This is a genomic window from Rothia terrae (assembly GCF_014705925.2).
In the GTDB taxonomy this organism is placed as follows: Bacteria; Actinomycetota; Actinomycetes; order Actinomycetales; family Micrococcaceae; genus Rothia; species Rothia terrae.
This window is the reverse complement of sequence record NZ_CP061539.1, coordinates 774,953-788,855: the sequence shown is the minus strand read 5'-3', so window position 1 is coordinate 788,855 and position 13,903 is coordinate 774,953. Positions and strand designations below refer to the sequence as shown.

At 52.0% G+C, this 13,903-nt stretch carries 14 protein-coding genes; 5 read left to right on the top strand and 9 right to left on the bottom strand.

The window, feature by feature from the left end; all coding sequences use genetic code 11:
• Positions 1–17 precede the first annotated feature (17 nt).
• Positions 18–1,334, bottom strand: a complete 1,317-nt coding sequence (locus IDM49_RS03680; RefSeq protein WP_190725056.1) for a hypothetical protein — start codon at positions 1,332–1,334, stop codon at positions 18–20.
• A gap of 129 nt (positions 1,335–1,463) precedes the next feature.
• On the opposite strand from IDM49_RS03680, the gene xseA reads away from it, so the two are divergent.
• Together xseA and IDM49_RS03670 are read left to right on the top strand one after the other, a co-directional pair.
• A complete protein-coding gene (xseA, locus tag IDM49_RS03675) occupies positions 1,464–2,753 on the top strand; it encodes an exodeoxyribonuclease VII large subunit (protein WP_190725055.1) in 1,290 nt (429 codons plus the stop codon).
• Between the two features lie 19 nt (positions 2,754–2,772).
• Complete coding sequence (locus IDM49_RS03670; protein WP_168614960.1) at positions 2,773–3,033, top strand: exodeoxyribonuclease VII small subunit; 261 nt, start codon at positions 2,773–2,775, stop codon at positions 3,031–3,033.
• Positions 3,034–3,095: 62 nt separating this feature from the next.
• On the opposite strand, the gene IDM49_RS03665 is transcribed toward IDM49_RS03670, so the two are convergent.
• The 3 genes from IDM49_RS03665 to IDM49_RS03655 are packed head-to-tail and all read right to left on the bottom strand — an operon-like array spanning position 3,096 to position 5,940.
• Positions 3,096–4,316: a pyridoxal phosphate-dependent aminotransferase gene (locus IDM49_RS03665; RefSeq protein WP_168614959.1), complete on the bottom strand. Its 1,221-nt coding sequence runs from the start codon at positions 4,314–4,316 to the stop codon at positions 3,096–3,098.
• A 10-nt stretch (positions 4,317–4,326) separates the two neighbouring features.
• Positions 4,327–5,442, bottom strand: a complete 1,116-nt coding sequence (locus IDM49_RS03660; RefSeq protein ID WP_228008229.1) for an ABC transporter substrate-binding protein — start codon at positions 5,440–5,442, stop codon at positions 4,327–4,329.
• 33 nt (positions 5,443–5,475) lie between these two features.
• A complete protein-coding gene (locus IDM49_RS03655) occupies positions 5,476–5,940 on the bottom strand; it encodes an NUDIX hydrolase (RefSeq protein WP_228008175.1) in 465 nt (154 codons plus the stop codon).
• Positions 5,941–6,093: 153 nt separating this feature from the next.
• On the opposite strand from IDM49_RS03655, the gene IDM49_RS03650 reads away from it, so the two are divergent.
• Positions 6,094–7,095 carry a mechanosensitive ion channel family protein gene (locus tag IDM49_RS03650; protein WP_228008174.1) on the top strand — a complete coding sequence of 334 codons (1,002 nt, stop codon included), beginning with the start codon at positions 6,094–6,096 and terminating at the stop codon, positions 7,093–7,095.
• A gap of 79 nt (positions 7,096–7,174) precedes the next feature.
• Here the strand turns inward: IDM49_RS03650 and IDM49_RS03645 are convergent, their stop codons facing one another.
• From IDM49_RS03645 to galU, 5 genes are all read right to left on the bottom strand, one after another.
• Positions 7,175–8,104 carry a LysR substrate-binding domain-containing protein gene (locus tag IDM49_RS03645; protein ID WP_190725053.1) on the bottom strand — a complete coding sequence of 310 codons (930 nt, stop codon included), beginning with the start codon at positions 8,102–8,104 and terminating at the stop codon, positions 7,175–7,177.
• 46 nt (positions 8,105–8,150) lie between these two features.
• The gene (locus tag IDM49_RS03640; RefSeq protein ID WP_190725052.1) at positions 8,151–8,639 is read right to left on the bottom strand and encodes a DedA family protein; all 489 of its coding nucleotides are present in this window, start codon (positions 8,637–8,639) and stop codon (positions 8,151–8,153) included.
• A gap of 355 nt (positions 8,640–8,994) precedes the next feature.
• Positions 8,995–10,608 (bottom strand): CYTH and CHAD domain-containing protein, encoded by a 1,614-nt coding sequence (locus tag IDM49_RS03635; protein ID WP_190725051.1) that lies wholly within the window; start codon positions 10,606–10,608, stop codon positions 8,995–8,997.
• A 156-nt stretch (positions 10,609–10,764) separates the two neighbouring features.
• Positions 10,765–11,637 (bottom strand): hypothetical protein, encoded by an 873-nt coding sequence (locus IDM49_RS03630; protein ID WP_190725050.1) that lies wholly within the window; start codon positions 11,635–11,637, stop codon positions 10,765–10,767.
• 148 nt (positions 11,638–11,785) lie between these two features.
• Positions 11,786–12,694: a UTP--glucose-1-phosphate uridylyltransferase GalU gene (galU, locus tag IDM49_RS03625; protein WP_168614952.1), complete on the bottom strand. Its 909-nt coding sequence runs from the start codon at positions 12,692–12,694 to the stop codon at positions 11,786–11,788.
• Between the two features lie 299 nt (positions 12,695–12,993).
• Between galU and IDM49_RS03620 the strand changes: the two genes are divergently transcribed.
• Entirely contained in the window at positions 12,994–13,596 is a 603-nt protein-coding gene (locus IDM49_RS03620; protein ID WP_190725049.1) for a 5-formyltetrahydrofolate cyclo-ligase, read from the top strand.
• Between the two features lie 77 nt (positions 13,597–13,673).
• On the top strand, positions 13,674–13,850 hold the full coding sequence (locus IDM49_RS03615) for an FmdB family zinc ribbon protein (protein WP_168614950.1): 177 nt from the start codon (positions 13,674–13,676) through the stop codon (positions 13,848–13,850).
• Positions 13,851–13,903 lie beyond the last annotated feature (53 nt).

Sequence of the window (13,903 nt, the reverse complement as noted above, 5' to 3'; positions counted from 1 at the left end):
TATCCTAATAGGAATTTTTAGCGGGTGCGTGCCGATGTGGTGGCTCTGACACCGTAAGATACAACGCTTATTGCAATGGCAAGAAGCAGGCATACCGCTGAAACAAGAGCGACGTTAGTAGCCAGCATTTTGGCGAATTCGGCAACTGAGCCTGAGAGGGTTTGCACCAGCTGGTTCATGAATGTTTTACCGGTGTTGGTGGGTATGTTCAGTGACCCCAATCCCCATGTCGCGCCGGATGCGAGCATCGAAAAAATCCAGAGGATAGCAGCGCCGATAAATCCAACAATCGCGGTGAACAAGAAGCGATTTTTCGGCCACAGAGCAAACATCGCCAGCCCAAGAGCCGCTGTAATTCCTGTCAGTATTTTCCAACTTGCTGCAAAGTTTGTCAGACGCTGAGCAAACGAGTTAATGGGGTACCCGCCGTCCGATCCATCCAGCAGAACCAATTTTTGATCGGCGTCAGCATTGATATCGATGCCAAGCGGTTGCCCGATAGTCTGATCCACCTGGTCATACAGGTAGTTCAGATCAAGCGCTGCAGGTTTTACTTCGCCGTTAAATAAGTAGTTATGGGTATCGTTCATGACGGTTTCCCAGGTCTGCGGATAGTTGTCGTTCGTCACCACAGCTTGAGCTGAATCATGAACGGTCGTATTCACTTGATCGTGCAACCAGTTCTGCGCGCTACCGTACCAGGCCGTTGAGTTACCATCGCCTAGCACGCTCTGAACGCTCGATGAGTTCATGACGTCATCTGCCACAGAGTTCGCCAGTGAACTTTGAAAATCAGCGTTGTGAGCCATCGACGAGCTAATCTGGCTGAAACCTTGCGGATCGATGATAGTCTGCTGTGTCCAGTAGGCCAGTGCGCTGGCTACACCAGACAGTAAGAAAAATGGGGCCAATATTATGCACAGGGCACGACGCGTCTTGGCAAGAATGGGAGCGCGGCGCGTCCTTCTTTCAGGCGAGTAAGCCGCTACTTCTTGTACTTCTTCGTTGCGTATATAACTGTGAAGTTGCTCGGCATAGTTATGAGACACCTGATGATGCGCAGGATAAAAAGCCTGAGGACTCGGCTTGACTGGCTGAGCTACCGGCGCAGAGTATGCCGCAACGCTTTGATGATGTTGTGCGTAATCGCTGTCCTGTGTGTAGGCAGGTACTTCAGGGTTCTCCCAGTTGCCATCACCGTAGTCGTCGTTGAGCGGAGTTACCTTGGGCAAGGATTGTTCAGTGGTGTTCATAGGACGCGTGTGGTCATCGACCGCGGCAGAAAAGATTTCTGTAGCGTCCGGATCTTCGAATCGGTTTTGCTGTGATGGCATGTTTTTAAAGTACAGGGTGTTTCTGTGCGCAGGCTAGGGATGCGCGGTGAGCTGATTTTTTGCGAGAATTTTCGCGCTATTTTTGCGAAGGCTCTTATATTGTCAGGGGTTGCCTTTAAGGTTGTAGACATGTCCCAATCTTTTGAACCAGCTCCCGGCGAGGTGCCAGTACCCGATGTTCAGCGTATTTTGGCGCCGACCGCCGGTTCTACTACGCCCGAGAACCCGTGGCCGTTGCGTGTGCTTTCGACCAAGTTGCATGAGTATATTGCCCGCTCTTCACCGACCTGGGTTGAGGGTCAGATTATTGAGCTCAATAAGCGTGCCCGCGTCACCTATCTAACCTTGCGAGATGTCGATGAAGAAATCTCGGTGTCCGTTACCTTGTTCGGCCAGGAAATGGCTAAGGTGCAGGAAAATCTTGAGCGCGGTCAGCGTGTGGTCATTCAGCTTAAGCCTGATTTTTGGGTTAAGACCGGCCGTTTATCGATGTTAGGACGCGACGTCCGCCCTGTGGGCACAGGTTCGATGTTAGAGCGTATTGAGAAGCTCAAACAGGCTCTAGCGCAAGAGGGACTTTTTGCCGATCATCTGAAAAAACCGCTCCCGCTCTTACCTCACCGCATTGGTTTGATTACCGGTAGAGATTCCGATGCGATGAAGGACGTTATTCGCAACGCCTCTTTGCGGTGGCCAGCAGTCAATTTTGAGGTGCGAGAGGTCGCTGTGCAAGGTGTTCACGCTGTGCGTGAGGTAACGGCGGCTCTTGCAGAATTAGATGCTCACCCCGAGGTTGACGTGGTTGTGATTGCTCGTGGCGGTGGCTCACTCGAAGATCTTCTGCCCTTCAGCGAAGAAACGATGGTTCGAGCCGTGGCAGCTGCTCGCACGCCCGTGGTTTCAGCTATCGGACATGAGGCAGATAACCCCATCCTCGATCTTGTTGCCGATGTTCGCGCGTCCACTCCCACGGACGCGGGTAAACGCATCGTGCCCGATGTTGCTGATGAGAAACAACGCATCGTTCAGGCACGTGCCTATATCGAACGCTCCGTGCAGCAGTTCATTGAAAATGAACGGTACGCACTGGTACAGATTCGATCGCGCCCTGTACTGGCCACCCCGGATTCAACGCTACTAGCTCGCGAAGAAGATCTCGAACGTCTGCGGTCGCGCCTGCACATGGCGGCACAAACTCAGGTGCTGCGAGGTCGCGAGAATATCATGCAGTTGCGAGCGCGCGTCACCGCTCTTTCACCGCAGCGAACACTTGAACGCGGGTACGCGGTGGTGCAGACGGATGCTGGCGAGCTTGTACGTGACGCCGCCGCTTTGGCTGAGGGCACTGAGGTTATGATTCGTGCGGCTCAGGGTTCCGCGAAGGCTAATATCACCACTGTTTTTGAATCGAATATCTAATTTTTAGGAAAGGCACATTATGAGCGAGAACAACATTACTTTCAATGATTCCACCGGCGGCACCCCGGCAGAGGAACTTACCTACGAGCAGGCACGTACAGAACTGATGCAGGTTGTTACCCGCATGGAATCCAGTACGTCGTCTCTTGAAGAATCCATTGCGTTGTGGGAGCGCGGCGAGGCCTTGGCAGCCCGCTGTGAAGCGTGGTTGGACGGTGCGCAGGCTCGTCTTGCCGCGGCAAGGGCTGAGCCCAATCACGCTGAAAACCACGGCTCATAGCTTTCGGATATAAAAATGGGGCGAACGCATCGAGTGTTCGCCCCATGATGTAGATACAGTATTTAGTTCTGTTTATATTCAGACAGGAAGTTTCCTAGTCGTTCAAGTGCCGAGTGCAGAGTCTGCGTATCGGGCAGGAAGACCAGTCTGAAGTGGTCGGGAGCGTCCCAGTTGAAAGCGCTACCGGTGCTAATGAGAATCTTCTGATCGTGCAACAGGTCCAGGGCAAACTGATCGTCCGAGGTGATATTGAACTTGTCAGTATCTAACTTGGGGAACAGGTAGAGCGCGCCGTCAGCTTGGTTAACGGTCACGCCGTCCATCTCGCTGAGCATCTTGTAACTCAAATCGCGCTGTTCTTTCAGACGTCCGCCAGGTACCAGAAGCTCATTGATGGACTGGTATCCACCCAAGGCGGTCTGTATAGCGTGCTGTGCGGGTACGTTGGCGCACAGGCGCATAGATGCGAGCAGCTGAATACCTTCGAGGTAGTCGGTTGCCTGCCACTTGGGACCGGTAATAGCTACCCAGCCTGCGCGGTAGCCACACACGCGATACGCCTTAGATAGGCCTGAGAAGGTCAAGCACAGCACGTCATCGTCGCACACTGTTGCGGCGTGAACCATCTCAGCGCCATCATAGGTAATTTTCTCATAAATCTCGTCAGCGAAAACAATGAGGTTGTACTCGCGGGCCACATCAATAATCTCCTGCAGAATCTCCTTGGAGTAGACTGCGCCGGTGGGGTTGTTGGGGTTGATGATAACGATGCCCTTGGTTTTAGACGTAATCTTCGACTTGATGTCTTCAACGTCCGGGAACCAGTTATTTTCTTCATCGCAACGGTAGTGCACAGGAGTGCCGCCAGCGAGCGCGGTGGATGCCGTCCACAGCGGGTAGTCGGGCATGGGCACGAGAATTTCATCGCCCTGATCGCACAGTGCCTGCAGGGTCATGGGGATAAGTTCTGAGACGCCGTTGCCGAGGTAGACATCGGTGGGTTCGATGTCCATGATTCCCTTGTTCTGGTAGTACTGAATGATGGCAGTACGCGCTGTATAGAGACCGCGAGAGTCTGAGTACCCCTGGGTTTCGGGTAGGTGACGGATAATGTCCATCATGATGGCGTCCGGGGCTTCAAAGCCGAAGGGCGCGGGGTTACCGATATTCAGCTTGAGGATGCGTTGACCGCGGGATTCCATGCGCTCTGCTTCTTCAAGGAGCGGGCCGCGGATATCGTACAGAACGTTCTGGAGCTTTTTCGACTGCTTATATACTGCCATGAGATTTAGGTTACTCCGTTAGGTGGTCTAACCAGAATTTTGCCGCTTCTTGTGTCGTAATAGAGTGCTCACCGGTGGTGAGTCTATTGAGCTGAACGAGGTCGGTTGTTTTCAGGTTCGCTGAGACGGTGTTGATGGTGTCTTTTGCGGTACTGGGCAACTCGTTTTCTCGGACAACGGGCACAATGTTTTGGGCAATAAAGTTGTTTTGAGTATCTTCGAGCACAATGAACTTGTTGTCAACGATGTCGGGTGAGCTCGTGTAGATATCTGCTACCTGAACGGTGTCGTCGGCGAGGTTGTCGGCGAGTTTTTGTTGAGAGTCTTCGCCGATGAACTTTGCGGGTTTGCAACTGTAGTTCTCTGCGAGGCCGGGTAGACCGTAGCTTCTGGTGCTAAAGCTTTCTGGGCCGCCGAAAGTAAGCTTTCCGCAGTATTGTGCAAGATCGTTGATGGTGCTGATGTCGTATCTAGCCGCTGTCACACGGGTTACGACGAGGGCGTCCTTGTTTTCAGCGCTTGCGGCGTCGAGTAGGCTCAGTCCGGTGGGTAGCACGCGGTCGAGAGTTGAGATGATGTCGTTACCGTTCATCCCGCGGATGTTGAGGGGGCTACCTGTGGGAGAGGGAGTGGGTGACTGAGTCAGACCGGGCAGGGTTTCAGTGGGCTCCGGCGTAGGGCTTTCCGTTTCTTCTTGACGCTCTTTTTCAATATCGGAGGGGCTGATTTCACCGTCGTTGGTGAGTTTGAGCAACAGGTTACCGCTGTAGTCAGGAGTGATATCAACGGTGGTTGGGTCATTGACCACGGTCTCGTCAGATGCCGATGCACTATCAGTGCTTTCTTCAGCGCCGGAAGAATCTCGGGGGCTTTCCATTGCCGTCAGGTAGTCATCGCGACTATCGCCGGTGTCAGTAACTTCAACCGTGTACCCCGCTCGCTCAAGCGCTTGGGCATAAATATTGGCAACGATCTCAGTTTCAGAAGAGATGCCAGAAGAAATAGTAATGGTGCCAAGATCCGAACCCTTGGGGTCGGTAGGAATGGTAGGCGATGCCTGGCTACACCCGCTCAACACCAATAAACCGGCAAGTGCGCTACCGGTTAGAACACGCGCTCGACGCATTTTCTTCACTGCAATATCCCTTGAATTCCCGCGCTATTTAGCGAGTTTACGTTCTCTAAAACGACGCGCCCAGTCGGTGCTATTCGCATACCCCATCATGGTTGCCGCTGCATCTACCAGATGTACTTTTTGGATTTTGTCGAGGTCTGAAATAGGCACCCATTTGGCTTGATCTGATGAGCCACCAATTTCATGGCGCAAAGTACCACCCTCGATATGGGCGCGATACACAATACGCAGGGCACAAAAGATGCGATCAGAGCCAGCGTTGGGATCGAAGTAGCCGGCATCCACACCGAGCAAATCCTCAGGGGCCGCGTCGTACCCGGTCTCTTCAAAAACCTCACGAACCACGGTGTCATAAGGTTGCTCCCCCGGGTCTATACCGCCACCGGGCAGACTCCATGCAGGAGTTTTACCGTCAGAAGGCACCCAGCGAGTGAGCAGAATTTTGCCTTGTTCGATAATGACGGCGTAAGCAGAGGGGCGTGTATCCATAGAAAGCGGCATAGTTTCAATACTAAAGCTTTACGCACGCTGATGCATTCTTGAAAGTAACCATAGAGTCTAGTAATTCACCGTGAATTAGTTGGAATGAGCCCGCAATAACCGGTTAGTCTCGTAACTATGATTGTGGCAGAATCTCCGTTTATGACGTCTTCAGTAACTCTTGCAGCCGATAAAGTGTTGCGGTCCATCAGCTCTCTTGATTTTTGGGTGAATAAGCCCTTGCGAATTGTGCTGATTTTAGTACTTGCGCTGGTGACAAGCGCTCTCATGCAGATCGCGATCAAACACATTACCAACTCGATTGATCGTGGCACTCGTGCACGCGTTATTCCGGCATCCAGCAAATCCTATGGAGGCCGCTGGACGCAAGACATCAAAACGGCAAACGCGCGCCAGGCTCAACGCGCTAAAACGGTGGGGTCGGTTCTACGTTCTGTAGCGTCCATTGTGATTTGGGCAGTTGCAATCGTCATGATCATCGCTGATTTGGGCTTCAATATTGCACCGGTGCTAGCGTCAGCAGGCGTTGTCGGTGTGGCGCTATCTTTTGGCGCTCAGTCGCTAGTTAAGGACTACTTGACCGGTATTTTTATTGTCGCCGAAGACCAGCTAGGCATTGGCGACTGGGTAGATGTAGGTGAGGCATCGGGTGAAGTTGAGGCAGTGAGCCTGCGCACTACCCAAATTCGAGACACGAACGGCACACTGTGGCACGTGCGCAACGGCGAAATCCTGCGGGTGGGCAACTCATCTCAGGGCTGGGCACGCACCAACATCGATATGCCTGTGCCCTACGATGCCGATATTGAGCACGTCAATTCTGTGCTTATGGACGCCGCGAAAGAAGCAATCGCAACAGACGCCATTCGCGACCACGTAGTGAGTGAACCAGAAATTTGGGGCGTTGAGAAGGTCAGCGGTGAGGCTCTCACCATTCGCCTCTCCGTCAAGACTGCGCCGAGTGAGCAGTGGGCGGTTGCACGCGTCCTGCGTCTTGCTCTCAAGCAGGCGCTGGATAACAACGGCTACCATATCCCGCTCATCAATCAGTCTGTTGTGCGCTCAGCGCCGGATCACACGGCATCACAACAAGCTGGAGCAACGAGCATCATACCGCAAGATACCGGAGCTACCGAAGGCTAACTTACTCCTGGCACTGTCAAAATAGCTGTGGGATTTAGCATTTTTCACCAAATCCCACAGCTATCTTTTCCGAATCTTTTTAGCGGCGCTTTTTACCGCCGGACTTGCTCTTAGCCTTTTGCGCCGCATGTTGACGCGCATTCCCGTTTTTGCGCGCGTTCCGAGCCTTTTTATCGGCAAGCTCACGACGGGCATTAGCCGCACGACGCTTGCGCTGGGCAATTTCTTTTTCTTTGCGTTTTTTCTCTAGCGCTGTCTGCTTACTGTCACTACCGCGATCAGAGGATGCGGTGCGTCCTCGGCAGATACCCACGAAGTCCTGCACCATGGCTTCTTCAACATCCTCACGCACCTGACGCTTCCACACCAGCGCCACAGACGTTTCTGCCGCATCGGGCACCACACGGTGGGTGAGGTCTTTACGGTGATAGATGCGAGCAACCGACAGCGGAACAATCAGCAGGCCGATTCCGGCGGCAACCAGCTCAATAGCGTCCTTGGTATGACGCATCTGCGGGAGTTTCTGTGGATTCTGCTGTCGATATTCCGCTGAGGCTTCGGCCCATTCCGGTGCGGTCTGCGGCTCTTGCAGGAGAAATTCCTCGGCGAGCTCTGCCACCGGCACTTCATTAAGTACTGTGAGCACGTGGTCCGTGGGCATCACGACCACCTGTTTCTCGCGGTAAAGCTCAATCCGGTGGTAGCGATCCTTATCGGCAGATTCCGGTTCATGTTCCGGTCGCAGAAGAACCATCGTGGCAAACTCATCGAGAGCACGAAGACCGTTTTTCTCGCTCAACGGCATTTCAACCAGCGAGCGAATCTGCCCAAATCTCTCGTGCCAGCGTCCAAACCATTTACCGGGCATCATGCCGGGAACGAAGCCCACCACCAGCTGATTTTCTTGTTGCCGGTAGGCAGATAGGCGCTCAAAAACTTGGGGGTCGGCTAATAGTTCCTCGTGTTTCGGGTGCAAAAGAGGACGCGTTGCATCGGCTTGTTCTGTCATACAAAGTTCTTTCTGAAGGCGGGAATGGTGCGGTCAGACAGGGGAATTAGATGGTGTCGTGCGCTTGCACGTTGCCGGTTCTCCGAGCTTTTTTGCGGTAAAAATGGCGTACCGTCACAAGAATTACAGCAATAAGAATAATCGGTGTTGCAATCCAAGGACGCTCAAGCCAGGCCCAGACAACTGCCATGCCTACAGTTCCGTAGATAACGCCCCAGATAAAGGTGCCCACCAGCATCGCTGGAATCCATCGCGACAGTGGCATTTTAGTAAAGCCTGTGGTGACGATAACCGCTGTTTGAAAGCCCACGGTGAAAAAGCAGGCAGGCACTGCCAGCGCGCCCCAGCGGTTAACGAAGGCTTGAGCTTTGCGGTAAATCGGGTGTTCAAGAGCTGACCGGATGCGTTGAAAACGTGCACCGCCTGCCGCGGCCAAGTGTCCCAAGCTAAACATAATGCTCGTTCGTAGAATCCCTACTGCCCATAAGACAGTTATGGCAGCCCACAGGTCTAAGCTCTCAATCCATTCCTTCATCGCCCTTTAGTTTACTCAGGGTGAGTGAAAGTGCGGGTCGACTGTGCCATAAAGCACCGAAATTCCGCTGATTTTCCGCACCGTTCAGTTACTTATTAAGGCAAACCTAAGTTCTGGGGAAGGTTTTTCAAAATTTTTTGAGAAAGAGGGTAGAAATCGCACCAATAATTAGGTTATATTTTTATTACCAAATACTTCAGGGCTTGTGGGAAGTCCCGAAACTTGGTGTGAAGACTTTTCTTCCTGTGTGTGATGCTAGGGGCTGGATCATCTCAAGATGATTCAGCCCCTAACTTTTATTCAGGTTCTATCTCTCAGCACCCCAGTATCAGGCGTGCTACACAGAACGAACGCTTTATTTAATCTTGTTGTCCTTAATTTTCTGTAGCTGTTCGGGCACATAGCTGTGAGCCTCATAGGCAACGGTATAGCGCTTCTGCTCTGCAATACCTAGCAAGTACCCCACCGCTAAACGGTCGCTACCTGCACGCCCCACTTTACGGGTGGCAGCATCCAGCCACTGATGAATTTCCTGAAGCTGCCGTTGCTCAATCAATCCTTCTTGCAGCTGATCCGTCAGCTTAGCTAAACGCTTGATTTTCTTAGGAAGTTTAAGCCCGGCGCTACGGCAGGTGCCCAGTGCGTACGCCACACTTTTAGCGTCCAGGGCAATCATGCGCAACGTATTTTCGCACTCGGGTACATCAATAAAGTTAGCGCGTTTTGCCTTCCACAGCGCCTTTGAGTCTTTCAGATGCATTTTCAGCATCGACCGTCCGTGCTGCGCAACCGCGCTCAGAAACTCTTTTTCCTCACGCGGCAGTTCAATGTGGTCTTGCACGTGCAACACTAGCGAGCGCAAGAAAAGAACCAGCTCGAGGTATTCTGCTGAATCCAGACGGCGGCGAACAGCGCGATGGCTTGCCTCTTCGTCTTTTTGAATCATAGCTTCTAACTCGTTTTCGGCAGACTGCGAGATAACACCGTAGTCGTTGTGCCCGGCCATAAAACGACGCACCGCTACCAGCTCACGGACGCTAGCGGTATCAGCTGCGAGCTCGCTGAGTTCTGTAATCACCTCGTTGAGCTCAATTTCTGCCTGCTCATCGCTCACAAAAGGCAGCACTGCGAGTTCGATAAAACCTGCAAGCTTGCGGGCGCTGACGCGCAGCTGCTGGGTACCATCGTCAATCTCTGCTCTGACTTTCAGATCGCTTATTGCTAAATCGGAGACCAGATGGTCAAGGCCTGACCGCACACGATACTCGACGGTTTGAGCGGGACGCCACTGATGCTGGTCGTCTTCGGCAGTGCCTTCAGGGGCTTCTGTGAGTGCGCCGCGTCGCTGTTCGAAGGCAACATCCTGCCCCATAGCGCGGGCAATTTTAGCGATTGACTGAGATTCTTGGGCTCCGGCTTCGGTGATGATCGCATCCACTGCGCTGAAGGCTTCATCAGCTTTCTCGTGTTCCGGGTCAATAAGTTCAACTTCCCACTCATGCCATGAACGCTCTACCTGAGTGGTGAAGTCAAAGGCCTGTACGGTGTCATCACAGATTTCAAGAATCTGATGCTGCGCCCCGTCGGTGACAACGGTTCGAATACGCGTTGTTTTGAGAGAGACAACTTCTTGTAAGGGTTGCCCCGCTGTTACACCTTGCAGAATGTGTTCAACGGCAGCGGGCATTTTTTCGCGGTTTTTCAGCAGTTCAAAAGTTACTTCGTGACGCCCGCCATTATGCCCATTGAATTTAATGTGCCAGCCTTCGTCGTAACCGCCCAGCCGACGGCGCAACGCTACCCGCGCTGAAGACAAGTCACGGTTGGCGGTATCCATGTATGCGGCGTCCATCTCTTCGGTCACCGGCGACTGAATTGAGAAGCCCTTGAGCGATGAGAAATCAATAGTCAGCTCTGCCCCATCGGGACTCTCGTATTTGCGTTCAATTTCTAGGTGATGAGCAGGCATTGATATCCCCTTAGTCTGGCTCATAATCAGCGCATCATTTGTGCGTTTGTCCACTTTCAAAGATAACAAATACCCATCGTTCTCAGCAGTCGTATCTTTAAGACGTAACGCCCTCTCTCACCGTTCTCGGCGAGGGAGGGCGCAAACGAATGTGTCTTAGGCGCGTCGACGGTTCAGTACATCGTCAAGGTCAATGCGGACGCTACCCGATGCGGCTTCTTTGAGCGTCTTGGAGCGAGCATAAGGCTCTTCTGGCAGTTCCATCAGTTCGATGTGTTGAAAGCGCTCTTCAGCATCTAGATAGAGCGGACGCGGTACCTGCACCGGTGCCCAGGAGTTATCTTCAACCTGCAAGGCGCGGTGGTCAATCGTTGAAGATGTAGCGACCTTGCGCTCGGGCGTCGCTGTGCGCTGAAGGTCATTAGCTTTATTTTCGTAGCGATCAAAATCTCGGTGCGTGCGAGCGTATCGTAGCGACTTGACGGACGCAGCAACAGGCTTTGCTTTCACGACGCGGGCACCTGCCGAATGCGCATCCGAAACCGGGTTTTCAGAGTGAGTCGACGCGTCCTGGCGTTTTACGGTTTCACCCGATTCATGGTCGCTAGGGATACCTGCCGAATAAGCTACTGAACGCTCTTGCTGAGCACGTTGATCTCGCACTGCCCAAAAACGTAGCAAGGCAAGAGACCCAAAACCTACAAGTACAAAACACACGGGCACAGCCCAAGAAACATTGGTGAAAGCAGCAACCGCCACAAAGAGCAGACCGAGCACCAGTGAAAGAGAACCCGCACCGAAAATAGCTAGACGCCCACTTCGAGAAGGTCCACGTTCATCGTTGCTGAATGATGAATCAATATCCGTGCTTTCGGACGAGCGTGCCTCTTGCGCCAGAACATCACATGCCATCTTTTCAGCACCAATGGGTTCAAATCGCGAGCGGTTGAGACGGATCATGGCTATATAGGTCACAACTGCGGCAATAACCAGCAAAAAACTAGATGCGCCCAGCCAACCCCAAGCCATACAATCCACCCCAGTCTACTGAAAAACAGCGTCAAGCCCACACTTACAAAAATTTAGTCTATCTAAATTACAACAGTGTCACTCATTAAAAGCAAAAAGTGAGACAGAAAATATTTTCTGTCTCACTTTTAGATAAATTATTAAGCTATTAGTCGAGCTCTGATGCGAATTCCTTGATCCATGAACGCAGTTCTGAACCGAGGTCATCACGCTCAGCAGCGAGAATAACGTTAGCCTTTAGGTAGCTGAGCTTATCGCCGGTATCGAAACGACGACCCTTGAAGACAACGCCGTATACGCCGTCGCCTTCCTCATTACCCTTAGCAAGAGTCTGCAGTGCGTCGGTCAGCTGAATTTCATTGCCGCGACCGGGCGCAGTGTTCTCAAGAACCTCGAATACCTTAGGTGAGAGAACGTAGCGTCCAATCACCGCGTAGTTTGAAGGCGCCTCTTCAACTGCGGGCTTTTCAACAAGCTCAGAAACCTTGAAGAAATCTTCACCGTCAACCGTTTCAATCGCTGCACAGCCGTATGCTGAAATCTGGCTTTCAGGAACCTCCATCAACGCAATAACGGAGCCGCCGGTCTTCTGCTGCACGCGAACCATCTCTGACAAAAGGTCATCCTTTTCGTCAATGAGGTCGTCACCGAGCAACACAGCGAAAGGCTCGTTACCAACGTGAATCTTAGCGCGTAGCACCGCGTGACCCAGACCCTTAGGGTCGCCCTGGCGAACGTAGTGAATTTCGCCCATATCGTTGGTGTCCAAAACAGACTTGAGAAGCTTGTCTTTGCCCTGCTCTTCGAGGGAGTCCTCAAGAGTGGGAACGCGGTCAAAATGATCTTCAAGAGCGCGCTTGTTACGACCAGTAATCATCAGAACGTCGTTCAGACCTGCTGAAACAGCCTCTTCAACAACATACTGAATTGCAGGACGGTCAACTACCGGCAGCATTTCCTTGGGAGTAGCCTTGGTAGCAGGAAGAAAACGGGTGCCCAAACCAGCTGCAGGAATTACTGCCTTGGTAACAGGACGAGGTGAATTAGTATCAGTCATAGAGTCAACAATAGCCGATAAAATAGAGCAAACCTGCTTATTAGTAAGTAATGTTCAGCAAATTACGGACGCTAAATACCCCCTTTTTCGTCGCACTTGTAGACTAAACAGCCCCTACGCCAAAACAAATTCATAAATATTCATTTCATACTCTGATTTACGTGTGATGTGTTTTATTCATAGAGGTCGGGGCAACCACCGAGCCTTTACAGCAGTATTCGCTTGCCGGCGGTGTACGAGTGCCGGGTGAAACAGAGATGTTTTGTAGTTGCAATACATGACAAGGACGCAGAAAAACAATGATGCTAGGTATAAAGAGCCATAAAGCTTTCCTTCGGGCTTCTATCCGTAGACGCCGCAGTCAATTACGGTCTAATCCTGATTACCGCTCTTTTCTTGCCCAAGAATTTGAGAAAAACTCAAAGGATTTATTCTCCTTCCTAAAAGAAGGAGATGCGGTAGTAGCTTTTTTGCCTTTGGTACACGAGCCGCCCATTGAAAAGATTCTTTTGAACCTTATAAATCGCAAAATTAATATTTTTGTACCCGTGGTAAAACCGTCGCGACAACTTGCCTGGGTGCGTTGGGTTCCGGATGCGCCGAGCGTCCACAATGTTCTAGGAATTGATGAGCCGGTAGGCGAAGAATATGGTTCCGAGATTTTCTTGGACGCTGATATCAGGCTCATGCCCGCCCTGGCAGTCGATGTCGAAGGCCATCGACTGGGCCAGGGAGGCGGCTTTTACGATACGCTCTGCGCTGCGCTGACAGAACAACATCTTCAAAGCACCTACACCGTTATTTTCGATGAAGACTTGCTCGACGGACTGCCCTACGAGAAGCATGATTTCATAACACCTGCTGTTCTTACGCCCAGCGGACCTCGTCGACTACGCTCCTAGAAAGCATGGCATAACCGTCTTATTTTTCGCGGTAGTATGGTGTGCAGATTATCAGCACAGACGTCTAAGGAATACCCATGCCAGTTTATGCTTACCAGTGTAAGAACTGCGGACATGCTTTTGAAGAACACCAGTCGTTCTCAGATGCACCACTGAAAACTTGCCCCAGCTGCGGCGAAGATCAGCTTCGTAAGAAGTTCGGCAACGTGGGAGTCGTCTTTAAAGGCTCAGGTTTTTACTCCAACGATAAGTAAAAAGTTACACTCGTTATGTCAAAGCGGTGGGCGCATCAAAAGATGCGTCCACC